This window comes from Pirellulales bacterium (assembly GCA_019694455.1).
Lineage (GTDB): Bacteria > Planctomycetota > Planctomycetia > Pirellulales > JAEUIK01 > JAIBBY01.
Window position 1 is genome coordinate 150124 of the sequence record JAIBBY010000001.1, and the last position, 22227, is coordinate 172350.

Here is a 22227-nt window from a genome sequence, read left to right on the forward strand (position 1 = left end):
CCGAGCGAATCGGCGGTTTGTCGTGGCCGGCGGGTAATTTGCGCATTGACTCCACAACGCCGGCGCGCGCCGCTACATTAAGCCATTGCCGATTGCCCCACATCGCACTGCACGGAGCCGCTTCGATGTCTGCTATTCGCATTGCTCTGCTCTTATTAACTGCTGGCGCGGCGCAATTGGCGGCGGCCGCCGAGGCCCCGGCGCTCGACGCCGAAACGCTTGCCGGGCAAGTGACGATCTATCGCGACGAGTGGGGCACCCCGCATATCGACGGCAAGAACGACGCCGCCTGCTGCTTTGGCATGGCCTGGGCCCAGTGCGAAGACTACTTCTGGCAGGTGGAAGACAGCATCATCCTCGGCAGCGGGCGCTATGCCGAGGCGCATGGCCGCAAGGGGTTGAATTCCGATTTGCTCAACCGGGCGTTTGAGATCGTGCCGCGCAGCAAGGCCGACTTCGCGGCCGCCGAGCCCGCCATGCAGCAGATGTACATCGCCTTCACCGAAGGCGTCAACCACTACCTCAAGAAGCACCCCGAGGTGAAGCCGCGGCTGATCACGCGCTTTGAGCCGTGGATGATCATGGCGATGGGGCGGCAGGTGCTGATGGAGTTCGTGTTTCGCTACACGCACTTGTCGGGCGACTTCTTGCCGCGCTCGACCAAGGAGATTTGGACCGCGCTCGACACCCGCGCGCTGTATCAACCGGAGCGGATGCACGTTGGCTCCAACGCCTGGGCAATCAATGGCAGTCGCACCAAGAGCGGCAAGGCCATGCTGTACATCAACCCGCATCAGCCGTGGTTTGGCTTTGGCCAGTTTTACGAGGCTCACTTGCGCTCTGGCGAGGGGTGGCAGTTCTCGGGCGGAACCTTCTTCGGCAATCCGCTGCCGGGCCTGGGCTACAACGAGTATTGCGGCTGGGCCTTCACCGTGAACGAGCCGGACATCGCCGATATCTGGACCGAGACGTTCGACGATCCCAAGAACCCGCTCAACTACCGCTACGACGGCGGCTATCGGACCGCGACCGAGTGGAAAGAGCCGATCAAGATCAAGCAGAAGAACAAGGTGGAGGAGCGCGAGTTCACCTTTCGCAAGACGCATCATGGCCCGATCGTGCGCAAGGACGACGACACGCATTTCACCAGCGCGATGATCGCTAAGCTGTACGACGGCAACTTGCTGCGGCAAGTGCTCAAGATGGTCCGCGCCAAGAACTTTGATGAGTGGCGCGCGGGCATGTCGATGCTCAACTTTCAGTTCATGAACACCGTCTACGCCGATCGCGACGGCAACATTTTTTACATCTACAACGGCACTATCCCGAAGCGTGATCCCAGCTTTGATTGGGCCAAGGCGGTCGATGGCAGCAATCCCAAGACCGAGTGGCAGGGATATCACCCTTCCAGCGAATTGCCGCAATCGCTCAATCCGCCATCGGGTTTTGTGCAAAGCTGCAACAGCACGCCGTTTGCCATCACCGACGACGGCAACCCGCTGATCGGCGACTTTCCGCGTTACTTGGCCGAAGATCAATACGACGACAAGCGCCGCAGCAAGATCTCGAAGTGGCTGCTGCGACAGATGAGCGACATCACCTTTGAGGACTGGCAGCGCTACGCGCTCGACACCACGCTCTATTGGCCGATGACCGAGTTTCCGCGCTTCAAACGCGAGCACGAGGCGCTGAAAAAGACCGACCCCAGTTTGGCGGAGGCGGTCGAGCCGTATCTTACGCACTTGTTCGATTGGAACTTCAAGGCCAACGCCGCCAGCACCCAAGCCACATTGTGCCAGGCTTGGTACGAGGAGTTGTATGGCTTTGGCTACCCCGCCGAGGTTCTCAAGCCCGAGTACATCCAGGAGCCCAAAAAGAAGTACACCGCGCTGATCAAAGTGGCGGGCAAGCTCAAGGGAACGTGGGGGGATTGGAAAGTGCCGTGGGGCGATGTGCATCGCATTCAGCGACACGCCAATGTGTCTGACTTTGTCGACATTCCGTTCGACGACAACCTGCCGAGCTTGCCGTGCGACGGAGTGCAAGGCCCGCTGGGAGTGGCGTTTGTAACTTACTACACGCCGACCATCACCATACCGCTATTGGGGCGCTCGATGAAGAAGCAATATGGCGTGGTGGGCAACACCTACATGGCCTGCGTCGAGTTTGGGGACCAGCCGAAGGCGGCCACGCTGATGCAGTTTGGCGAATCGGGCCTGCCCGACTCGCCGCACTACTTCGATCAGGCCAAGCTATTGTCGGAGCGCAAGTTCAAGCCGGGCCTGTTCGACTGGGACGAGATCAAGGCAAAGTCGAAGCGGACGTATCAACCGGCGGATTAAAGCAACCCGACTGAAGCGAGCGAATCTCGGCCGCTCACCCGGCGGCCTTCGTCCGCCACTCCTCCCACTCACGGCTGCGCCGTGGGCGCGTGCCGGGAAAAGTTGACTCAACTTTGGCGTTCACAGCGACTCGGGCTCGGCGACGCGAAACAGGCGCTTGTAGTCTTTCAAGCGCTCGGCGGTTGTCGTTCGCTCCGACACCATGGGAACCTGGTGCTTCTCGCACAGTTCGAAGAACTTCTTCACCAGTGGTCGCTGCTGGGTGGCCAGCGCCTCGTCGAGCGGATCTTCGCTGTCCAGTATCCAGCTTGGCTCAATCGCCGCTCGATAGGCGCACAGTGAGGCCTTTTCCACCCACTGCCGCTGTTGGTCGCTGGCCGCCAGGCGCAGCGCTTCGTCGAACAGAGCGATGCCGCGCTCGCCAAGGCTCGCATCGAGTCCGCGTTTTGCCAGGTTGCCAAAACAGTTCTGGTGTTTGCCGCTCGCCTGCGCCTGGTCGTGAACTAGTTCGATGAACGATCGAATCGGGGGCGCGGCCGTCCCATAGTGGAGATTGAGAAACTCGTCGATCAGTTCGGAACCGCTCAGTTCCGGATTCCAAAGTAGGCGGCTGATGAGGTAATTGCGCAAGTCGGAGAACTCCGCCCCAGTGGTGTTGCCCGCGGCCTGCATGAAGATTCCCCGCGCGTGATTCTCGACGAAGTAGCGCACGTTGGCGTCGATGGCGCGCAGATTGGGATTGGGCAACTGGTAGGAGCTGAAGTTGGTGTTGTAGTTCCAAATGGCGATGTCGTCGCAAAGCTGGCCCCAGCGGCGCATGTCGTCGCAAAACTCCCGATTGAGCGGGCAGTTGGCGTCGGTGATCGGATGCGTCAGGCAACATTCGATGCTGCAAAGCTGAATTTGCACATTCTTTCTTGGGACAATCGACAGCGGCGGACGCCGGCTGTACCAATACGCCAGCGTGCCGACTTTCACCTGGGGGTGCCTCGACTCGACCTGCTCGGCTACGCTGTTGACGAAGGTGAGCAGCGATCCCATCGGCGTGCCCTCTTTGCGGTCGATCGCGCTGCAATCGGGGCAGAGGCAAAAGAGGTTGTTGTCGTTCTGGCTGACCGAGACGTTTTCTCGGTCGGGGTGTTCGTCGACTTCCTTAAGCACCTGCGCCGTGACAATCTTGAGGACCTCGGGATTCGTCAGGCAGGGCTCCGTCCCGAAGAAGTCATCTTCAACCGGCGCCAATCGCTTGTCGCCGCGCAAAGCGAAATATTCGGGATGCTCGACGCCGTAGGATTTCGAGGGTATCTGATGCGCAAAGCTGTGATTGATGAGTTGCCGACGCGACCGGCCGCCCAGTTGGGGATCGTCGGTAAACGCGTTGCCACGCAACCGCGTAGCGAAATCTGGATGGGCGAAATTCTCTCCGTAGTAACTGCAGCGGTAGGTCAGCGGCGGGTGAACCGCGCGGTCAATCGTCTTGAGGAGCGGCTTGGCCGGCAACTGGGGGACGTGGGTATGGTCGAAGGTTAGAAATCGCACGCCGAACTCGTCCTCTAGAAGCTGATAGACGCCGTAAAGCGTTCCGCGCGGTTGGCCCCCCGCAATCGCGATGCAGCCATCGCGCGCGACGATGCGAAAATCCTCGGCCGGCATTTGGGCCGCTTCGAAGCCGACCGGGCTGGCGAGCATTGCCGGACCGGCGCCGATGAAAACGTGGCGCACGGGGCGATCGACTTTCGACACGATGGGCAGCGATTGTCCCGTTGCCTCGCCAAACCATTTTTGGAACTCGCGGGCAGCGTAGCTTTCGCTGGCGATGGCGTCCTCGGCGACGACAATATCCCAGTCTGCCAGGGCCGCGAGATCGATCGGTTCGCCGGCAGCAGAAACGCGCCCAGCAGACAACAGAAGGCCCACCGCACAAGCCACCGCGAGAACCGTAATCTGTCGCAGCATGAGTTTTGTCTCTTTCGCACTCGAGTAAGTGGGCACAGTACGCCGCAGAACGAAAAGATAGCCAATGTGGATATACATATCCAGTTTTTTCATTCACATGTCCCATGGCAGCCAAACCATGATCGTCTGGGCACAAGGCTAGGTTCAGTATTCATCAATTCGCGGCGCGGTTCTGTCATTGCGCTCGTGAGCTGATGCGGCCGGTTGAACCCCGTTGACTGGCTGTTAACTTGAGGGCAGCCAATCGGCTTTTTAGTCCTTTTGCGAAAGCACCACGATGAGCGTCTCCACGCGCGCCGATCAAGAGTTGGTCTATCAAAACGCCGTCGAACTGGCGCGGCTGATCGCCGCTGGCGAAGTGTCTGCCCGTGAGGTAGTTGACGCCCACATCGAGCGCGTCGAAGCGGTGAATCCCAAGCTGAACGCGGTGGTCGTGCCGCGTTTTGAGGAAGCGCGCCACGAGGCCGAGGCGGTCGACGCCGATCGTGCCCGCGGCGCCGCGCTGGGACCGTTGGCGGGCGTGCCGATCACGGTGAAAGAGTGTTTCTATGTTGCGGGGACGCAGGCCACGATTGGCGTGGGGCGATTTGTCGGCAAGCTATCGACGCACGACAGCCCACAGGTGGCGCGGCTGCGCTCGGCAGGGGCAGTGGTGATCGGCAAGACGAACATTCCTCAAGCGATGCTGATGCACGAAACCGACAATCCGGTGTATGGGCGCACCAATAACCCTTGGAATCTGGAGCGCGGCCCCGGCGGATCGAGCGGCGGAGAAGCCGCCATCGTCGCGGCGGGAGGCTCGGCCTTGGGGCTGGGCAACGACCTGGGAGGGAGCATTAGGCAGCCGGCTCATTCCTGCGGTTTGTACGGACTGAAACCAACAACGGGCCGGCTGAGCAACGCCGACAGCTTCGAGAATCTGCACGGCATGGAGGCGGTTGGGGTGCAACCAGGACCATTGGCGCGGTGCGTGGACGACATCGAACTGGCGTATCGACTGCTGGCAGCGCCGGGCTGGGAAGCATTTGATTATCAAACGCCGCCCGTTTCGGTGGGCGATTCGAGACATATTGACGTCGATCGCTTGCGCATTGGCTACTGGACCGACGACCATTACTTTCGTCCGGCGCCGGCAATTCGCCGCGCGGTCGAAGTCGCTGCCGGCGCATTGCGGGAGGCCGGGGCCACGGTGGAGGCCATCGATCCGCCCGACATGCGTCACGCGATGGCGCTGTATCTTGGCTTGCTCAGCGCCGACGGTGGCGCCGAACTCAAGACACTGATTGGCGACAGCGAGCGCGATTGGCGGGTCAAATGGCTGGAGCGACTGGGTGGCCTGGCGTGGCCCGTGCGCACCCCCTTGGCCGCGGCGCTGCGCATGGCTGGTCAGGCGTCGTTGGCCGAGTTGTTGCGCGACACGGGGCCGCGCGATGGAAAGGAAGTTTGGCGACTCACGCACGAACGGCGCTTGTACACACAAGGATTCATGAATCGACTGCGCGACGAGCGTATTGACGCCTGGATTACCCCGGTGCATCCCTTGCCGGCGCTCACGCACGGCAGCACGGCCTGGCTGGCGACGGCTGGCAGCTATTGCATGCTGGGCAATCTGCTGGGGACGCCAGGCGGAGTCGTGCCCGTCTGCCGGATGCGGTCGGGGGAGGAGAGCGATCGGCCCGCCAGCGGCGATCTGGTGGAAAAAGCGGCGCGCGCAGTGGAACAAGACAGCGCTGGCCTGCCGGTGGGTGTGCAGATCTCCGCGCCACACTGGCGCGAAGACGTTGTGCTGGCGGTGATGCGTGCCCTAGAAGAGCGGTTGTCGCGACTGGACGATTATCCGCGCCGACCGAACTTGTAGCGCCGTGCCTACTTGAGGGCGATGGTGCGGGCCAATGGCTGCAAGATCTGGTCGATCACGTATTGATCGACGATCTCGTGGCAAACCTTGCTGAGCTGGTCGAGCGCGTCGGAAAAGCCGGAGTTCGCCCCGAGGCTGCCATAGCGCCGCGCCGTGACGTAGACGCTCAATTGCTCCTCCGGGAAATCGCGCGTGCGAATGTGATAGGGCGTGGTGCGGTTCTCCACGCTCACGCGGCATTGCATGCGACAGTCGTCGTCGAGGGCGAAGGTGAGCGACGGCTCGTAGTGCACTACGGTCGAGCCGGGGATGTCGACCAGGCGCTCCATCGCCGGATTGAAGCCGAGCGCCTCGGCCACCAGTTCGTTCTGGTTGCCGCGATAGGTAAAATCGAAACCAAACAACAAGTCGAGGGCCTCGCAATCCAGTTGGCTTACCGAGAGCATATACGGCGCGAGTTCCAGCACATGCCGATGCTGCTCCAGCGCTCCCTCAACGCTTTCAGGATTCACCTGCCCGGAGCAAACGCGGCGGGTTTCGATGGTCGCCCAGCGATAATGGCCTCGCTCTTTGTCCTCTTCGAGGACGAAGTCTCCCTTCTCGCGGCAATAGAAATTCCGCATGGTGGGATAGCGTTTTTGCACGTGCTCAAAGAAGTGCAGCACCGTATCGCGGTTTTGGGGGAGCTCCATCTCCGTGCTGAGATTCATGTTGACGTAAAAGTCGTCGCTCAGTGACGCATACCGCTGCATCGTGCCGCTATCCTCCACGTCGGCGTCGGCATGGCGACGGCAACGCAAAACGTTGGTGCTTCAGTAGTTTCAGTATAGAATCCACGTTGAAAGACTGTCAAAGTCACATGGCTTTCCACGCGTTTCCGCCGCGCCGCGTGCCCGGAGGTTGGGTTTGCATGGCAGTTCAACGCCTCTACGTGTTTCCGACCGAGGTTGGCTGGATGGCGCTGGTCGTCGAGGGGCCGCTGGTAAGACGTCTAGTGATTGGTCACGGTTCGCGGGCAGCGGCATTGGCGGCGCTCGATTTTTGTTGCGGCGCCGTGGAGCCAGACATGGATCACCCCTTGATCGCGCGGCTGCAAGACTATTCGGCAGGCGCGGTCGATGATTTTCTCGATGTGCCGGTCGCCTATGGCGAGAAGTCTCCCTTTGCCGCCAAAGTGGTGCGGCACTGCCGGCGCATCCCCGCGGGCAAAACGATCAGTTACGGTGAATTGGCGCGGCGCGCCGGTTCGACCGGAGCGGCGCGAGCGGTTGGCACGGTGATGTCGAAGAACGAGATTCCGATCATCATTCCCTGTCATCGAGTGCTGGCCGCCGGGGGGCGCATCGGCGGCTATTCGGCGCCGGGCGGGCTGGGCACGAAGCGGCGGTTGCTGGAGCTCGAAGCCCGCGCGTCCGCGCTACACGGTTAACCCAATCTCAACAGGAACCACAAGCCATGAGCCGATTGTTGACCCTTAGTTTGTTCTGCCTGCTGCCGCTAGCGCTCTTGGGCGCCGATGCCAAGGACGCGGACACCGAGAGCCTTGAAACGATCCAGGAACGGATCGAGAACGAAGGAGCAGTGCTGCTCGACGTGCGAAACCAAGGGGAGTGGGACCAGGGGCACGTCGAAGGAGCCCTTTGGATCGCGCTGCCCGAGTTTCGCAAACTGAACAAAGAGAAATTGACCAAGATGCTGCCCGAGAAGAAGATCGTTTACTGTTATTGCGCGGCGGGCAAGCGGGCCGGCATCGCGGCGGACCAATTGAAAAAAATGGGATTCGACGCCCGGAAGATCAAGGCGGGTTATCAAGACCTGATCAAGGCGGGCTTTGTCGAAAGCAAGGAGCCGGCGGCCACTCCGTAGCGAGTGAAATTGGTCGAATTTCGACCAGCGGCATGGGGTGAAAAAAGCTACTCTTTCCTCGGGCCCGGCCACGTTGTAGTATTCGGTGGTCAGGGGCGCATCCCACCTACGTCCGTTTCCCGCCTGGACAGGTCGCAAGACCACCATTCGAACAGAGTAGACGCCAAGCAGTTTGCTTGCGCGCGCCTTGAGGATTGCCTTGAGCGATTGTGCTTTGACTTCTGACTTGCGCGTGGAGCGCCGCCGCGACGGCGCGATCGTGGTGCGCGTCGCTTCGTGCGATGCCGACGGTCGCCCGCTGCCTGACGCCGTGTTCTCGTTCCGCGAAGGTGATTCGCAATACGCCAAGTGGGAACGCGAACTTCTGGAGCATAAAGTCGTACCGCGATAGCGCTTTATCCGCCGCCAATGGCCGGCAAGAAATGCACCTCGCTCGTCAACTTCACTTTGGCCAAAAGCCCCAACGGCGCCACGCTGCCGTCGATCGAGACGGCCAAACCGCGCGCCAGTTCGTTGTCGTCGATCAAGCGATCTTCAATGCCCGGATGTTGCGCCGCGAGGGCGCTCACCAGCTCGCGCACCGTGCTGCCCGGCAGTTCGAATTGAGTATTGCCGCCGGCAGCTTCGCGAAGTTGCGTTGGCAGATAGACAGTCGCCATGGGGTGTGGATCACTTCTTCAGAGAATCGATCAGCGCTGCGCCGACCTGCGCTGTCGATAGCGCGCCGCCTAGATCAGGGGTCACATGGCCTTCAACCAGCACATTTTCCACGGCGGCGCGCACACGCGCGGCGGCCTCGGTTTCTTGCAACCAGTCGAGCATCAAGGCGGCGCTGAGCACCGCGGCCAAAGGATTGGCGACACCGAGACCGGCGATATCTGGCGCCGAGCCGTGCACTGGTTCGAACATCGACGGGAATTCGCGGCCCGGATTGATATTAGTGCTGGCGGCCAATCCCAGTCCGCCGGCGATGATTCCGCCCAGGTCGGTCAGCAAATCACCGAACAGGTTGGAGGCCACCACTACGCCAAAGCGCTCTGGCCAGCGGACAAAGTTCATCGCGCAGGCGTCGGCGTGCTGCTTGTCGGTCGGCACGTCTGAAAATTCACCGCGCAGCGACTCCCAAATTTCGTCCCACATGACGTAAGCATAGCGCAGCGCATTCGACTTGGTGACCATGGTCAGTGGCGCGCGACGCTGCCGCGCCAGTTCAAAGCCAAATCGCAAGACACGCTCCACCCCTTTGCGCGTGTGCAACGCGGTTTGCAGCGCAAATTCTTCTGGCCGCCCCACCTGAAAGCGGTTGCCTAAGTCGACGTATTCTCCTTCGGAATTCTCGCGTACGACGACAAAGTCGATGTCGCGCGCTCCCTTGCCCGCCAGGACGCTTTTCACCCCTGGATAGAGCTTTACCGGGCGCAAGCAGGCGTATTGTTCGAAGCGCTGCCGAATTTGCACCAGCGGCGCCAAGGTGACGTGGTCTGGCAATTCTTGGGGCCAACCGACGGCGCCGAGAAAGATGGCGTCAAAGGGGCGCAGCAGATCAAGAAATTCGTCAGGAACGACCTTGCCGTTTCTGCGGTGGAATTCGTATCCCCACGGAAATGTAGTGGTTTCAACTTCAAATCCCCCGTCGGCGGCGACCGCTTCCAACACCAAGAGCGCCTGATCAACGACCTCTGGGCCGATGCCGTCGCCGGGATAAACAGCGATGCGATGCCGACGCGTCATGATCGCATCTCTTCGCGGCAGCTCGTAACTCTCGCGATTAGTAAAACCTTGCCGCGCCTCATTCAACAGTTCCGATTGAAAGGAGAATACTGGCTATTGCCGCGAGGTCAGTCTGACGCAGCAGCCCGCGACTGTCGAGGAGGGAAACGGACGCTTGTAGGTTCTACAAACGCCGACGAGGGGGCGAAGTCATGCGCATGCCAGCGGAAGTCTCCAAACTACGCACCGATGGCCACTTAGGAGGCATTGTCCGAGACTTCGCGGCCGAGCAATTGGCTTTGGCACGCAGGCTGCTTAAGGAGAAGCATCCTTCGTTCGAGAACAGTCGCCAGCCCCAGGCCCCGCAGCCTGTCCGCGACTGGAGCCCATGTAGAAACCGTGAATCTTAGTCGCGGATCGTCGCACGACGACAGTTGCCCGCTACGGGCCGAAGCCGTTTTTCACGGGTGTGAGGGTCCGGTTGGAAGGTCGAGCCAACCGGGCCCTTTTTTTATCCACGGATCATTGCCGGCGGCGCCGACACGGGCCGCAGGAAAAAGCCTCCGCTCTCATACCAACCGTGGTGCGTAAATCGGCACCAGGTGAGATCTACCAAAAAGTGGAACCAATTTCCGCTGCCAGTTTCCAGCGAAGCGATCGCGCGCCGCAAGGCCAACGGCCCCGAGTGAAAGAAGCTGATGCCGTGCTCGGAGATGTTCTTGCCGGCCACCACCAGGGGGCGCTCGTCGAGCGATTCGCCCGACTCGCCGACGGGGGTCAAATGAATGAGATGCGGATACGGATATCGCTGGAACCGCCGCCGGTTGATTGGCCGCGCCTGTGGATAGAGTGCGCCGAGCAGCAGCCAGACTTGCGTGCGAATCTCGGCATCCAAATTCGCGGGGCCGGCGGATGAGTCGGCGTCCAACACGCCCGGCACGACCAGTTCAAACGACGATTGCTCATTGGTCCAGCGATTGGACGCGGTTGCCATGCGTTGCCGTTCTTGAGTTTCGCGAAAGCGAGTTCGATGAGCATCGGCAGGGGCGGTCGGTTTGCGGCGCCAACCTGGTGATGACCGCGCACGGCGGCATTGAAACTCATAGTTCAGAAAAGGGGGGTTGGCAAATCGGCCGAGCGCCGGTTACTCTGCCGCAGCCTCGCCGACCGGCGGAGTGGCCCCATTACCGCTTGACTTGGCGCTCGATTTGCCGATTTGAGGCTCCGGCAGACGGTGCCCCATTTTTTCTCGCTTGGTCGCCAGATACTTGGCGTTGTGGACGTTGGGCGGCGGCGTGATCGGCACTTGATCGACCACATGCAGATCGAAACCGCCGTAGATGAAGGCGTCTGTCTTTTTGGGATTGTTGGTCAGTAGCCGCACGTTGGTCAGCCCAAGATCCTTGAGCAGTTGGATGCCGACGCCGTAATCGCGCACGTCGGCTTTGTAGCCGAGCGCCAGGTTGGCCTCGACCGTATCTAGTCCTTTGTCTTGCAGGCTGTACGCCTTGAGCTTTTCGACAAGTCCGATGCCGCGCCCCTCTTGAATGAGGTACACGAGCACGCCGGTTCCCTCGCGGTGAATCATGTCGAGGGCCATGTGAAGCTGATCACCGCAGTCGCAGCGCAGCGACTCGATCAGATCGCCCGTGAAGCAGGACGAATGCAACCGCACCAGCGGCGCGGCGACGGAGGTGGGGTCGCCCTTGACGAGCGCGACCGGCTCGCTCGATTCGTACTTCACACCATAGGCGATCACGGTGAGGTCGCCATACCGTTTGGTGGGAATGACCGTTTCCGCCAGGCGAAACACCAGTTTTTCCATGCGGCGGCGGTAGCGGATGAGATCTTCGATCGAGCAAATTTGCAGCTTGTGCCGGCGGGCAATTTCGAAAAGCTCGCGGCGATTGGCGCGGTCTCCCGATTCGTTGAGCACCTCGCAAAGCACGCCCGCCGGCGTGAGCCCGGCAATGCGGCACAGATCAACGGTGGCCTCGGTGTGGCCGGCGCGGCGCAGCACGCCACCTTCTTTGGCCACCAGTGGAAACACGTGCCCCGGGCGCACAAAATCGCCGGGTTTGGTTTCGGGGTCGATGATCGATTGGATGGTCAACGATCGCTCAGCCGCGGTGATGCCGGTCTTGCACGAGCGATGATCCACCTGGACCGTGAAGGGGGTGCCTAACGGAGCTGTGTTGGACTCGACCACGGGGTGGAGTTTTAGCCGCTCGCAGACGTCGGGCAGGATCGGCATACAGACGAGTCCGCCGCCGCGGATCATGAAGTTGACCCGCTCGGGCGTGGCCATCTCGGCGGCGCAGACAAAGTCGCCTTCGTCTTCTCGGTCTTCGGCATCGACGACAATAATGACTTCGCCGCGCGCCAAGGCCGCTGCCGCATCGTCAATGGAAGAGAACTCATCGGCCACGGTTCACCTAGGCTGATTGGGACAATGGATTCGGCGAGGGAGATTCTTCTGTATTATAGAGCGTTGGCCGATGGCCCATAACCGTCGAACTTGCCTGAACCGCGACGATTTGCCGGAGCTTTGCCATGCGTAAATGGTTGATCGTGGTCTGCCTGTTGGCTTTGGCCGATTTTTGCGGCCGAGTCGCATCTGCTGAGGAACCACCCCAGCCGCAGCGCGGAGTGGTTTATGCGACGCGCGGCGACGAGCCTTTGGAGGCAGACATCTACCTGCCGGCGGGCGAAGGGCCATTTCCGGCGGTGCTAGTGGTGCATGGCGGCGCGTGGCGCAGTGGCAGCCGAACGCAAATGACGTTCGTCGCCGAACGGCTGGCCGAATCGGGTTACGTGGCGGTCGCGATCTCGTATCGCTTGGCGCCGCGACACAAGTTTCCGGCCCAGATTGAGGATTGCAAATCGGCGGTTCGCTGGATGCGCGCTCATGCGAAGGACTATAAGATTGACCCGGACCAAATTGCCGGTTGGGGCTATTCGGCAGGTGGCCATCTGGTGGCCCTCTTGGGTACGACCGACGCCGATGACGGTCTGGAGGGCGCCGACGCCAAGCCGGGCGATCCTTCGACGCGCTTGCAAGCGGTGATTGCGGGAGGAGCGCCGTGCGACTTCCGCGAGGCGCCGGAAGAATCGACGCAATTGGCGTTTTGGCTCGATGGCGCGCGCAAAAACAACCCCAAGGCGTACGAACAGGCCTCGCCGCGGGCGTATGTCACCGCGGACGATCCACCGATTTTCTTTTACCACGGCGACGCCGACAAGCTGGTGCAAATGGCCAGCCCCGAAGCCATGGCGGCCGACCTGAAGGCGGCCGGGGTCGCCACGCGGCTCTATGTCATTCCAAAGGCGGGGCACATTCAAGCCATCTTCGACGGCGCGGCGGGCAAAGAGGCCATCGCGTTTCTTGATGAGCACTTGAAGGGCAAGCCAGCGGAGTCGACCGCCGCGCCATGAGCCAGATACAGGCACTCGATCGGGAGGAGTACGTCGAGCAAGCGTACCTATTTCATGCGCTGGCCGAGCGTATGCATAGCGAAGCCGCGCAAGAGGTGTTGCTGCGGCTCAAGGACGAAGTGCTTTCTACGACGAAGCTGCCGCTGGCGATCGACTTTCTGGTTGGCGAGTTGCGACTGCAAGGGGTGATGTCGCCCGCCATGGCCAAGCTATCGCACTACTTCACGCCATTCCAAACATTTCTGGTCAGCGAGGCGGAGAACGAGCGCGGCCGCTTCGATCTGTTCACGGCGCTGTTGCTGCTGGAACAGGAGGCAAATTACCGCGCTGGCCAACCCACCCCACAGGGAGTGTTTGTCTTTCAGTTCGAGGCGATCTCGCGCAATCGCCTGGGCTACGATCGAGGGCTGACTGCCATGGCGGATGATCCGATCTTCAACGCCGCTTGGCGCGAGTGGATTTTGACCATTCGTCGTCAAATCGGCATGGTCGATTTCGCGGACCTGCTATACGTGCGCAGCGAACTCTATATCAAGCAACGTGGACAATTCGCCGATGCGGATTCGCCGTTGCCGCCACCGCTATTTGGCGAAAAAGAGGGGCGAATCGCGCTGGCGAATCGCCGCAAGGACCCGCTGCTGCTATTCTCCGCGCTGCAACGGCATTTGGGCTATCCAGCGGTTTCGCGTCCCAAAGTGTCCGAAGATCCGCAATCGCAGGTCAAGTTGCTCACTCGCCGCATGGACAAGCTGGAGCTGCGGATGAAGTTGCAAGAAGAAGAATCGCGTGGCGGCATCGATCTAAGCAAGTTTTACGGCGCCGAGGGGCAACTGCCTCCCTCGGATGGGTGATTTTGGCGGTAGTTTGCGGAAAATGCGGAAAAACGCGATTTAACTACTCAGTGAATCGTGCTAAAGTTTGAGTGTCGCAAGCCGTGGCGCCAAAGATCGCACGATCGGCTTGCTACCCGGGAGCTGTTGATCAGAACTCTGCTTCGTCCACTTGGTGGACGCCATTGGGAGTCGCAGTCACTCGGCCCCGGCCCAGCAATAGAAGTCCGACCCGGTGTGCGGCTGAGGCGCGCCAGATGGATATTCAGTTCAATCTAAATACAGAGTCGGTTCAGCAAGTCGCGACGTCGCCCGCCGTGTGCGTTGAAAGCGCGGCGAGTCTCCGCGAGGTGATGTCGGCCCTGCAGCGTGACGCCAGTGGCAGCGCCCTGGTTTGCCATGCAGGCAAATTGGTCGGAATTTTCACCGAACGCGATGCGTTGCGATTGATGGCCGCGGACGCCGATTGGGACGCTGCCATCGAAACGGTCATGACGCGCCAACCGGTAACGGTGTCCGCGGAGGACACCGTATCGAGCGCGATCCAGCGCATGTCGCGCGGGCGCTACCGACGTTTGCCCGTGGTCGACCGCGAGAATCGCCCCTTGGGCCTGTTGAAGGCCTCCGCCATCATGCACTACCTGGTCGAACACTTTCCGACCACGGTTTACAACCAACCCCCCGTTACGCAAGTCGCGATGCAGGATCGTGAGGGCGCTTAAGCCTTTCGCTTTCCTGCCGCGGTTCCCGCCCTAAGACTGAACGAACAGCCGCGAAGAGAAGAGGTTAAACCATCTACAATGGCTACTGTCAGCACCGAGGCGAGTAGTTCCAAACCTGTCGTCGATTTGGTGTCCGCCACCGTACGGTTTTGCGGAGACTCTGGCGACGGCATGCAACTGGCCGGATCGCAACTTTCCAATACATCGGCGCTGATGGGAAACGACATCGCCACGTTTCCCGATTTTCCCGCCGAGATTCGCGCCCCGCGCGGCACCAAGGCCGGCGTCAGCGGTTTTCAGATTCACTTCGCCAGCCGCGACATTTTTACGCCCGGCGACCAGCTCGACGCGCTGGTGGCGATGAACCCCGCCGCGCTGGTCACCAACCTGAGCGACCTGCAGCCCGGTGGCATCTTAATCGCCAACAGCGACGCGTTCGATGGCAAGGGACTGGAACAGGCGGGTTACAAGAGCAATCCGCTGGAAGACGGCAGCCTCGACCAATACAAGCTGTTCAAGGTGGACGTCACTAAGCTGACTCGTCTGGCCGTCGAAGGTTTGGGACTCAGCCAAAAAGAGGCCGATCGCTGCAAGAACTTCTACTCGATGGGCCTGGTATTTTGGCTTTACGATCGTCCGCTCGATCCGACGCTGCGCTATATCGACGACAAGTTCGGCAAAAACCCGGCCGTCGCCGAGGCCAACCGGCGGGCGCTCAAGGCCGGTTACAACTACGGCGAAACCGTCGAAGCCTTCCATAGCCAATATCGAGTGCCGAAGGCCGCGCTGGCACCAGGCCAATATCGCAACATCATGGGCAACCAGGCCACGGCGATTGGTTTGGTCGCGGCTTCCAAGCGCAGCGGCAAAGAGCTGTTTTTTGGCAGCTATCCGATCACGCCCGCCAGCGACGTATTGCACGAGTTGGCCAAGTACAAGAACTTTGGCGTACGCACATTTCAGGCCGAGGACGAGATCGCCGCAATGGCCTCGACGGTGGGCGCCGCGTTCGCCGGCGCCATGGCGGTGACGGCTTCGAGCGGCCCTGGCATCGCACTCAAAGGGGAGGCCATTGGGCTGGCAGTGATGACCGAATTGCCGTTGATCGTCATCAATGTGCAGCGCGGCGGTCCGAGCACGGGGCTGCCGACGAAGACAGAGCAGGCTGACTTGCTACAGGCCATGTTTGGCCGCAATGGCGAATGTCCCTTGGCCGTGATTTCGGCCCGGAGCCCGGCCGATTGCTTTGACGCGGCGCAAGAAGCATGGCGCATTGCCACGCGCTTCATGACGCCGGTGATGTTGCTCACCGATGGCTACATCGCCAACGGCTCGGAACCGTGGCTGATCCCCGACGTAAAGAGCCTGGCGCCGATCGTCGTGCAGCATCCGGCGGGCTTAAATGGCGACGGCGAAGCGCGCCACGAAGACGGCCAAGGCAAGTTCATGCCGTACAAGCGCGACGAACGCTTGGCGCGCCCTTGGGCGCTACCGGGCACGCCAGGGCTGATGCACCGCATCGGTGGCCTGGAAAAGCAGGATGTGACGGGCAACGTGAATTACGAACCCGCCAATCATCAGCACATGGTGCTGACGCGGGCCCGCAAGATCGCCGGCATCGCCAACGATATTCCGCCGCAAGAGATCGAAGGCGCGCCAAGCGGCGACGTGCTGGTTGTGGGCTGGGGCGGAACCTACGGCGCGCTGACTACCGCCGTTCGCCGCGCCAATGAGCGTGGCGCCAAAGTGGGCCTGTGCCATTTGCGTTATCTGAATCCCTTGCCCGCTAACTTGGGCGAGATCATCAAGCGTTACAAAAAGGTGCTCGTGCCGGAGCTCAACATGGGGCAATTGCGCCTGTTGCTGCGGGCCGAGTTCCTGGTCGACGCGATCGGCCTGAACAAAGTCGAGGGAAAACCGTTCTCCGTGCGTGAAGTCGAATCCAAGATCCAAGAAACGCTCTCAACGTTGCAAGAGAAATCATGAGTTCCGAAACTGCTCTGCCCGTGCTGACCGCAAGCGATTTCGCCAGCGATCAGGATGTTCGTTGGTGCCCTGGCTGCGGGGATTATTCGATCCTGGCGCAGATGAAAAAGGTATTGGCCACAATCGGCGTACCGCGCGAGAAGACGGTGTTCGTGTCGGGCATCGGCTGCTCCAGCCGCTTTCCGTATTACATGAACACCTATGGCTTCCATAGCATTCATGGTCGCGCGCCGGCGATCGCGACGGGCGTGAAAGTGAGCCGGCCCGAACTGACGGTATGGGTAATCACCGGAGACGGCGACGCCCTATCGATTGGCGGCAACCACTTGATGCACGTCATCCGGCGCAATTTGGACATCAACATCGTGCTGTTCAACAACCGCATCTACGGCTTGACCAAAGGCCAGTACAGCCCGACTTCGCCGCTGGGTCAGATCAACAAGAGCGCGCCGATGGGGGTCATCGACAACCCGATCCATCCGATTTCGGTGGCGATTGGCTGCGAGGCGACCTTTGTTGCCCGTAGTGTGGATGTGAACATCAAGCATCTGGGCATGGTGCTGGAGCGCGCCGCGCAACATCGCGGCACGTCGTTCGTCGAGGTGTACCAGAACTGCAACGTCTTTAACGACGGCGCCTGGGAATGGGCCACCGACCGCAATGTGAAGGCCGACAACGTGATCGAGTTGGAACACGGCAAGCCTTTGATCTTTGGCAAGAACCGCGACAAAGGCATCCGGCTGCATGGCCTGGACCCGGAAGTGGTGGAGCTTGGCAAGGGAGTTAGCGAGGATGACCTGCTGTTCCACGACGAGAAAGCGCCGGAACCGAGCTTGGCGTATTTGCTCAGCCGCATGAGGTATCCAGAGTTCCCAGAGCCGATCGGCGTGTTCCGCGCCGTGGAAAAACCGCGTTACGACGACGAGTTGAACAAACAGGTCGCGGCCGCCCGCCAAGCGCGTGGCGATGGCAGTTTGGAAAAGCTGTTTCATGCCGGGGAGACCTGGGAGATTAACTGAGCGCGCGTCAACTGTCCCCCGGGGCACGACGAACCGAGCATGCGAGGTTGGCCATCATGAGCGCCTGTCCATCCTGCGGCCACGACAACATTGCCGGCGCGGACGAGTGTTCGCACTGTCAGCAGACTTTGGTCTTTTTGACCAAGCCACATGCCAAGTCGGTGCTGGAGCGAAACCTCCTCAAAGACACCATCGCCGCCCTCGCGCCACACGAACCGGTGCTGGTGCATCGCGACACGACGCTCGACGAAGTGTTGCGGCGGATGGTCAATTGGAAGATTGGCTCGGTGCTGGTGGTCGATGGGCAAGAGCAACTGGTGGGCATCTTCACCGAGCGCGACGCGTTGCTACGGATTGGCGCGAACATCGCCGCGGTCAAGGAGCGGCCGGTGAGCGAGTTCATGACCAGTGCGCCGGTTGTCGTTTCGATCGATGACCCGGTCGCGCACGCGCTGCACAAGATGGATCTGGGCGGCTGCCGGCATTTGCCGGTGCTACGCGAAGGGCGCGTTTGCGGCGTCATCTCGGTGCGCGACGTGTTGGAGTACTGCTCGCAGCGACTGCTGCAAGAGCAGTCGTAGCGCGGCGCAGGATCGCAACAACATCGGCCTGTTCGCGTCTTCACATTGCGCCAATGGCCGGCGTTTGTCTGGTCGGCGACAAATTTCGAGTGCGGTCGTCGCTCTCACTGGTCGCTTGGCGCTCATGCTCGGGACACTGGTGACAGCTCGAGTTCTCTCGGCGTTTGTCGCCAACAGATCCGCTCGGATCGCAATCCGCATGATCGAAACCGGTTAGGGCCTGCGAAAAGAGTCGACTGAGCGGCGAACACAGTCACATTGGAACGCCGAATGCTTGAGCGACTGAACTGTTTTTTGGCGCCAAATGGCCAGGGGTTATGTAGTGGATTGTCCCAGCAGTTCAACAAGCGGAGGTGTGTGATGAGAGTCTTGTTTGGTTTGGCGCTGGCGACGAGCGCGATCTTGTTGGCTTCTTGCGCTCAAGAAAGCATTCCGGGCGGCCCTGGCGCGACCGCAACGAATGATACCGTGGAGCCGGCGCCATCGGCTGGCCCCACGGCGCCGGCCACGGATCAACCGGCGGCAACCCCAGCCGACAATGCCGCTCCCGCGGACACAACCGACAGCACGGACAACACGTTTACGCTCAAAGTGCCATCGACATCGACGGGCATTGCTCGAGGATCTGCGGAAGATGTGAGCCTGTCGATCGATCGTGGCAGCGCTTTCGATCAGGCGGTGACACTGAAATTTGAAGCGCCCCCGGGCTTCAAGATGAACCCAGATAATCCCAAGCTGGAGGCCGGCACGAACAAGGTGACTGTGGGCGTGGAGGTTGCCGAAGACGCTCCGTTGGGAGAGCATCAAATCCGCGTGATCGCCACTCCTGAGAGCGGACGCGCGGTGCAACTGCCGATGGTGATCGAAGTGGAGGAGAAGTCCTAGGCCAGTTTTGATCGCCAAGCTTTTCGAGCCGCCGCGCGAGAACCAATCGCGTGGCGGCTCTTTTTATTGTCGCGCAAGATCCGGGTCGTCGGTTTCGCGACGAAGTTCTTCGATGCGGCGCAGGAGTTGGTTTTCCAGTTCGCGATATTCCGCGCGGCCATGCAAGTTGTCGCGCTCCTGCGGATCGCGCGCCAGATCGTAGAGCTCAAACTCCTCGGGCGCTTCGTAATAATGGATCAGCTTGTGCGTCTCGGTGCGCACTCCCCGATGCTTGCGCACCGAGTGAACCCCGGGAAACTCGAAGTACTCATAGAGCCAGTCCTTTCGCCATGGCGCGGCGCCGCCCGACAGCAGTGGTTTGAGGCTGCGGCCCTGCATGCCGACGGGAATTTCGATTTCGGCCAGGTCGAGCAGGGTGGGCGCAATATCGATGTTTAGCGCCATTTCGTCGCGCACCGCAGTCCGGGCCAACTTCGGCAAGCGCATCAGGAGCGGCACGCGAATCGATGGCTCATGCATCAAGCGCTTGTCGAACAATCGCCACTCGCCATGAAAAAAGCCGTTGTCGGACGTGTACATCACCAGGGTGTCGCCAGCGCGCCCCATCGCATCGAGCGTGTTCAACACTTTGCCCACATTCTCGTCGACGGCCACAACAGTTGCGTAGTAGTCCTTGACCATGCCTTCCACCGTGCGCACATCGGCGAAATCGCCGATCTTGTTGTCGGCCAGGGCGAAGGCTCGCGGCTTGCCGGGATAGCCGCGCAGATCGTCGTCGTACGTCTGGGGTTTGGGAATCACGACATCGCGAAACAAGTCGTGATGACGTCGCGCGCGTTGCCAACTGCGATGCGGCGCCTTAAACCACAGAAACAAGCAGAATGGCTCCGCGCCCTGCTGTTTCAACCAGGTGACGGCCTTGTCGGTGACGACATCGTCCATGTACCCGTCGTACAGCTTGTCCTTGCCGTCCACGCCTTCGGCGAGCATCGGCCGCAGATAATCGCCTTGTCCCTTGAAGCCAAAGTAGTAGTCCCACTTTCGGTCGCGCAGCGCACCGGCCACATGCGACTTGCCGCAAAAGGCCACGCGATAGCCCGCTTGGCGCAACAGGTCGGGCAAGAAGGGCAGGGCAGGATCAATGCGGCGCTGGTTGTTGTCGATCACGCCATGCGTGTGCGAGTAGGTTCCCGTGAGCAGGCTGGCGCGGCTGGGGGCGCACAGCGCGTTGGTGACAAACGCGTTACGAAAGTGCACGCCTTCTGCCGCAAGGCGGTCGATGTTCGGAGTTTTCAGAATGGTGTTGCCGGCGGCCGACAACGCGTCGTAGCGTTGGTCGTCGGTCATGAGGATCACAAAATTCGGCCGGGCCGCATAAGTCAGCGAGGCGCCGGCCAGGACGAGCCAGCAGCCAATCAACCAGCGGCAACATCGTTGAGCAGTGCTCGGCATGTGTTGTCCCTTGTGGTCCGGGAACGAGGTGTCTAGCTCGAACTGCCTGGGCGGCGAGGCGGTTGGCCGTCGTCTGGATGGCCGCAATGGGCCCTACGCCCGCCGCCGGCCGAGCAGGTCGAACCTTGGGGCGCGCCGCGCTGTCCCTGGCAAATGGGGAATATACAATAGTTCTGCCAGGCGCGCTCGCGCCTGAATGCTTAAACCAACGCAGAGGCGCTTACAGAGTGACCGAATTAAAACGCACGGAAAGCGTGGCGCACGAGGCCGCGATCCTGGTGGGCGTGTTGTTGCCGGATCGGCCGAAGCAGGAGGAACCGCTGGAAGAACTCGAGGGGCTGGCGACCACAGCCGGCGCCCGCGTGGTGGGGCGCTTGGTGCAGCGACGTGAGGCGCCCGACAAAACGGCGTACCTCGGCAGCGGCAAGGTAAGCGAGTTGCGCTTGGCGGTCGAGGCCGCAGACGCCGACGTGGTGATCTTCGACAACGATCTGTCGCCGGCACAGACGCGCAATCTGGAAAAGGCGATCGGCGTCAAGGTGCTGGATCGCACCGAATTGATTCTTGACATCTTCGCCGGCCGCGCCCAAACGCACGAAGCTCGTCTGGCGGTTGAGTTGGCCCAACTGCAATACGCGTTGCCGCGACTGAAACGGATGTGGACCCACTTGTCGCGATTGAAGATGGGCATCGGCATGCGCGGTCCGGGCGAAAAGCAGTTGGAAGTCGACCGCCGACTGGTGGAGAAGCGCATTCATGATCTCAGCGACGAGCTTGACGAGATTCAGCGACGCAAGCAGCGTCAGGTCGCTGGCCGCAGAGACCACATGACGGTCTCCCTGGTGGGCTACACCAATGCCGGCAAGAGCACGCTGATGAACGCGCTGACCGGCGCGGGGGTCTTGGCCGAGGACAAGCTGTTCGCCACGCTCGATACGCGCACGCGCCGCTGGCAGCTTCCGGGGTGGGGGCCGGTGTTGCTCTCCGACACGGTGGGCTTCATACGCGATCTGCCGCATCATCTGGTGGCCAGCTTTCGCGCCACGTTGGAAGAAACCAAGCAGGCGAACTTGTTGCTGCACGTGGCCGACGCGGCGAGTCCGGCGGTATTCGAGCAGATTTCGGCGGTCTACGGCGTGTTGCAGGAACTGGGCATCGAAGAAAAGGACGCCTTGCTGGTGCTCAATAAGATCGATTTGGTCGCCGATCACGGACCGATCGATCGCCTGCTAGCCCGATATCCCAACGCCATTCCGGTCAGCGCGCGTTCGCGGCAGGGAATGGACGCCTTGGCGCGAACCGTGTCGGGCGCCTTGAGCCGCCACTTTGTCGAGGTGGACATTGAGGCGGGAGTCGAAAACGGCCGCCTAGTCGCGTATCTGGCGGCGCATGGGGAGATCCACGACAAGCAGTACCACGAAAATCGCGTGACGATTCATTGTCGACTGCCGCGCAAGTTTCTGGACGCGCTGGGGGGCGATGGTGTCATCGTCAGGCCGCATCGCGAGGCGGCGGCGATCGCTCCCTTTGCCGGTCCGAGCGCGGGGGAGGCGATGGAAGACGTGGCGTAGTAGGCAGGAAGCGA

At 61.0% G+C, this 22227-nt stretch carries 20 protein-coding genes; 13 read left to right on the plus strand and 7 right to left on the minus strand.

Annotation, left to right across the window (positions count from 1 at the left end; translation table 11 throughout):
• Nucleotides 1–125 precede the first annotated feature (125 nt).
• Nucleotides 126–2342 carry a penicillin acylase family protein gene (locus tag K1X71_00600; protein ID MBX7071616.1) on the plus strand — a complete coding sequence of 739 codons (2217 nt, stop codon included), beginning with the start codon at nucleotides 126–128 and terminating at the stop codon, nucleotides 2340–2342.
• A 120-nt stretch (nucleotides 2343–2462) separates the two neighbouring features.
• On the opposite strand, the gene K1X71_00605 is transcribed toward K1X71_00600, so the two are convergent.
• Nucleotides 2463–4298 (minus strand): DUF4838 domain-containing protein, encoded by a 1836-nt coding sequence (locus tag K1X71_00605; protein MBX7071617.1) that lies wholly within the window; start codon nucleotides 4296–4298, stop codon nucleotides 2463–2465.
• A 277-nt stretch (nucleotides 4299–4575) separates the two neighbouring features.
• On the opposite strand from K1X71_00605, the gene K1X71_00610 reads away from it, so the two are divergent.
• A complete protein-coding gene (locus tag K1X71_00610; protein MBX7071618.1) occupies nucleotides 4576–6156 on the plus strand; it encodes an amidase in 1581 nt (526 codons plus the stop codon).
• An 8-nt stretch (nucleotides 6157–6164) separates the two neighbouring features.
• Here K1X71_00610 and K1X71_00615 read toward each other — a convergent pair whose 3' ends face one another.
• Nucleotides 6165–6908: a hypothetical protein gene (locus tag K1X71_00615; GenBank protein MBX7071619.1), complete on the minus strand. Its 744-nt coding sequence runs from the start codon at nucleotides 6906–6908 to the stop codon at nucleotides 6165–6167.
• A gap of 158 nt (nucleotides 6909–7066) precedes the next feature.
• Between K1X71_00615 and K1X71_00620 the strand changes: the two genes are divergently transcribed.
• The 3 genes from K1X71_00620 (at nucleotide 7067) to K1X71_00630 (ending at nucleotide 8413) form a co-directional block, all read left to right on the plus strand.
• Nucleotides 7067–7585, plus strand: coding sequence for an MGMT family protein (locus K1X71_00620; GenBank protein MBX7071620.1), 519 nt, complete (start codon nucleotides 7067–7069; stop codon nucleotides 7583–7585).
• Between the two features lie 26 nt (nucleotides 7586–7611).
• Nucleotides 7612–8022 carry a rhodanese-like domain-containing protein gene (locus K1X71_00625; GenBank protein ID MBX7071621.1) on the plus strand — a complete coding sequence of 137 codons (411 nt, stop codon included), beginning with the start codon at nucleotides 7612–7614 and terminating at the stop codon, nucleotides 8020–8022.
• 199 nt (nucleotides 8023–8221) lie between these two features.
• Nucleotides 8222–8413 carry a hypothetical protein gene (locus K1X71_00630; GenBank protein ID MBX7071622.1) on the plus strand — a complete coding sequence of 64 codons (192 nt, stop codon included), beginning with the start codon at nucleotides 8222–8224 and terminating at the stop codon, nucleotides 8411–8413.
• Between the two features lie 4 nt (nucleotides 8414–8417).
• On the opposite strand, the gene K1X71_00635 is transcribed toward K1X71_00630, so the two are convergent.
• The 4 genes from K1X71_00635 to ribB all read right to left on the minus strand — a co-directional run bounded on the left by K1X71_00635 (nucleotide 8418) and on the right by ribB (nucleotide 12160).
• Nucleotides 8418–8681, minus strand: coding sequence for a MoaD/ThiS family protein (locus K1X71_00635; protein MBX7071623.1), 264 nt, complete (start codon nucleotides 8679–8681; stop codon nucleotides 8418–8420).
• Nucleotides 8682–8691: 10 nt separating this feature from the next.
• Entirely contained in the window at nucleotides 8692–9753 is a 1062-nt protein-coding gene (locus K1X71_00640) for a tartrate dehydrogenase (GenBank protein ID MBX7071624.1), read from the minus strand.
• A 490-nt stretch (nucleotides 9754–10243) separates the two neighbouring features.
• Complete coding sequence (locus K1X71_00645) at nucleotides 10244–10726, minus strand: hypothetical protein (protein ID MBX7071625.1); 483 nt, start codon at nucleotides 10724–10726, stop codon at nucleotides 10244–10246.
• A gap of 150 nt (nucleotides 10727–10876) precedes the next feature.
• Nucleotides 10877–12160: a 3,4-dihydroxy-2-butanone-4-phosphate synthase gene (gene ribB / locus K1X71_00650; GenBank protein MBX7071626.1), complete on the minus strand. Its 1284-nt coding sequence runs from the start codon at nucleotides 12158–12160 to the stop codon at nucleotides 10877–10879.
• A gap of 125 nt (nucleotides 12161–12285) precedes the next feature.
• On the opposite strand from ribB, the gene K1X71_00655 reads away from it, so the two are divergent.
• The 7 genes from K1X71_00655 to K1X71_00685 all read left to right on the plus strand — a co-directional run bounded on the left by K1X71_00655 (nucleotide 12286) and on the right by K1X71_00685 (nucleotide 19190).
• Nucleotides 12286–13167, plus strand: a complete 882-nt coding sequence (locus K1X71_00655; protein MBX7071627.1) for an alpha/beta hydrolase — start codon at nucleotides 12286–12288, stop codon at nucleotides 13165–13167.
• Nucleotides 13164–14018, plus strand: a complete 855-nt coding sequence (locus K1X71_00660) for a hypothetical protein (GenBank protein ID MBX7071628.1) — start codon at nucleotides 13164–13166, stop codon at nucleotides 14016–14018. Before K1X71_00655 ends, K1X71_00660 begins: the two co-directional genes overlap by 4 nt.
• Nucleotides 14019–14254: 236 nt before the next feature.
• Nucleotides 14255–14719 carry a CBS domain-containing protein gene (locus K1X71_00665; protein MBX7071629.1) on the plus strand — a complete coding sequence of 155 codons (465 nt, stop codon included), beginning with the start codon at nucleotides 14255–14257 and terminating at the stop codon, nucleotides 14717–14719.
• Between the two features lie 78 nt (nucleotides 14720–14797).
• Entirely contained in the window at nucleotides 14798–16705 is a 1908-nt protein-coding gene (locus K1X71_00670; GenBank protein MBX7071630.1) for a 2-oxoacid:acceptor oxidoreductase subunit alpha, read from the plus strand.
• Nucleotides 16702–17724, plus strand: a complete 1023-nt coding sequence (locus K1X71_00675) for a 2-oxoacid:ferredoxin oxidoreductase subunit beta (GenBank protein MBX7071631.1) — start codon at nucleotides 16702–16704, stop codon at nucleotides 17722–17724. The genes K1X71_00670 and K1X71_00675 overlap by 4 nt, the downstream gene beginning before the upstream one ends.
• 56 nt (nucleotides 17725–17780) lie before the next feature.
• On the plus strand, nucleotides 17781–18305 hold the full coding sequence (locus K1X71_00680; GenBank protein ID MBX7071632.1) for a CBS domain-containing protein: 525 nt from the start codon (nucleotides 17781–17783) through the stop codon (nucleotides 18303–18305).
• 360 nt (nucleotides 18306–18665) lie between these two features.
• The gene (locus tag K1X71_00685; GenBank protein ID MBX7071633.1) at nucleotides 18666–19190 is read left to right on the plus strand and encodes a hypothetical protein; all 525 of its coding nucleotides are present in this window, start codon (nucleotides 18666–18668) and stop codon (nucleotides 19188–19190) included.
• Between the two features lie 63 nt (nucleotides 19191–19253).
• Here K1X71_00685 and K1X71_00690 read toward each other — a convergent pair whose 3' ends face one another.
• On the minus strand, nucleotides 19254–20642 hold the full coding sequence (locus K1X71_00690; GenBank protein ID MBX7071634.1) for a sulfatase: 1389 nt from the start codon (nucleotides 20640–20642) through the stop codon (nucleotides 19254–19256).
• An 86-nt stretch (nucleotides 20643–20728) separates the two neighbouring features.
• On the opposite strand from K1X71_00690, the gene hflX reads away from it, so the two are divergent.
• Complete coding sequence (gene hflX / locus K1X71_00695; GenBank protein ID MBX7071635.1) at nucleotides 20729–22213, plus strand: GTPase HflX; 1485 nt, start codon at nucleotides 20729–20731, stop codon at nucleotides 22211–22213.
• The last annotated feature ends 14 nt before the right edge of the window (nucleotides 22214–22227 follow it).

What these genes read in the sequence shown, in the direction of transcription:
- K1X71_00635 (MBX7071623.1), bottom strand. Translation starts at nt 8,681, where the DNA reads ATGGCGACTGTCTATCTGCCAACGCAACTTCGCGAAGCTGCCGGCGGC.
- K1X71_00680 (MBX7071632.1), top strand. Translation starts at nt 17,781, where the DNA reads ATGAGCGCCTGTCCATCCTGCGGCCACGACAACATTGCCGGCGCGGAC.
- K1X71_00615 (MBX7071619.1), bottom strand. Translation starts at nt 6,908, where the DNA reads ATGCAGCGGTATGCGTCACTGAGCGACGACTTTTACGTCAACATGAAT.
- K1X71_00640 (MBX7071624.1), bottom strand. Translation starts at nt 9,753, where the DNA reads ATGACGCGTCGGCATCGCATCGCTGTTTATCCCGGCGACGGCATCGGC.
- K1X71_00690 (MBX7071634.1), bottom strand. Translation starts at nt 20,642, where the DNA reads ATGCCGAGCACTGCTCAACGATGTTGCCGCTGGTTGATTGGCTGCTGG.
- K1X71_00665 (MBX7071629.1), top strand. Translation starts at nt 14,255, where the DNA reads ATGGATATTCAGTTCAATCTAAATACAGAGTCGGTTCAGCAAGTCGCG.
- hflX (MBX7071635.1), top strand. Translation starts at nt 20,729, where the DNA reads ATGGGCCCTACGCCCGCCGCCGGCCGAGCAGGTCGAACCTTGGGGCGC.
- K1X71_00670 (MBX7071630.1), top strand. Translation starts at nt 14,798, where the DNA reads ATGGCTACTGTCAGCACCGAGGCGAGTAGTTCCAAACCTGTCGTCGAT.
- K1X71_00620 (MBX7071620.1), top strand. Translation starts at nt 7,067, where the DNA reads ATGGCAGTTCAACGCCTCTACGTGTTTCCGACCGAGGTTGGCTGGATG.
- K1X71_00645 (MBX7071625.1), bottom strand. Translation starts at nt 10,726, where the DNA reads ATGGCAACCGCGTCCAATCGCTGGACCAATGAGCAATCGTCGTTTGAA.
- K1X71_00660 (MBX7071628.1), top strand. Translation starts at nt 13,164, where the DNA reads ATGAGCCAGATACAGGCACTCGATCGGGAGGAGTACGTCGAGCAAGCG.
- K1X71_00625 (MBX7071621.1), top strand. Translation starts at nt 7,612, where the DNA reads ATGAGCCGATTGTTGACCCTTAGTTTGTTCTGCCTGCTGCCGCTAGCG.
- K1X71_00610 (MBX7071618.1), top strand. Translation starts at nt 4,576, where the DNA reads ATGAGCGTCTCCACGCGCGCCGATCAAGAGTTGGTCTATCAAAACGCC.
- K1X71_00605 (MBX7071617.1), bottom strand. Translation starts at nt 4,298, where the DNA reads ATGCTGCGACAGATTACGGTTCTCGCGGTGGCTTGTGCGGTGGGCCTT.
- K1X71_00685 (MBX7071633.1), top strand. Translation starts at nt 18,666, where the DNA reads ATGAGAGTCTTGTTTGGTTTGGCGCTGGCGACGAGCGCGATCTTGTTG.
- K1X71_00600 (MBX7071616.1), top strand. Translation starts at nt 126, where the DNA reads ATGTCTGCTATTCGCATTGCTCTGCTCTTATTAACTGCTGGCGCGGCG.
- K1X71_00675 (MBX7071631.1), top strand. Translation starts at nt 16,702, where the DNA reads ATGAGTTCCGAAACTGCTCTGCCCGTGCTGACCGCAAGCGATTTCGCC.
- K1X71_00655 (MBX7071627.1), top strand. Translation starts at nt 12,286, where the DNA reads ATGCGTAAATGGTTGATCGTGGTCTGCCTGTTGGCTTTGGCCGATTTT.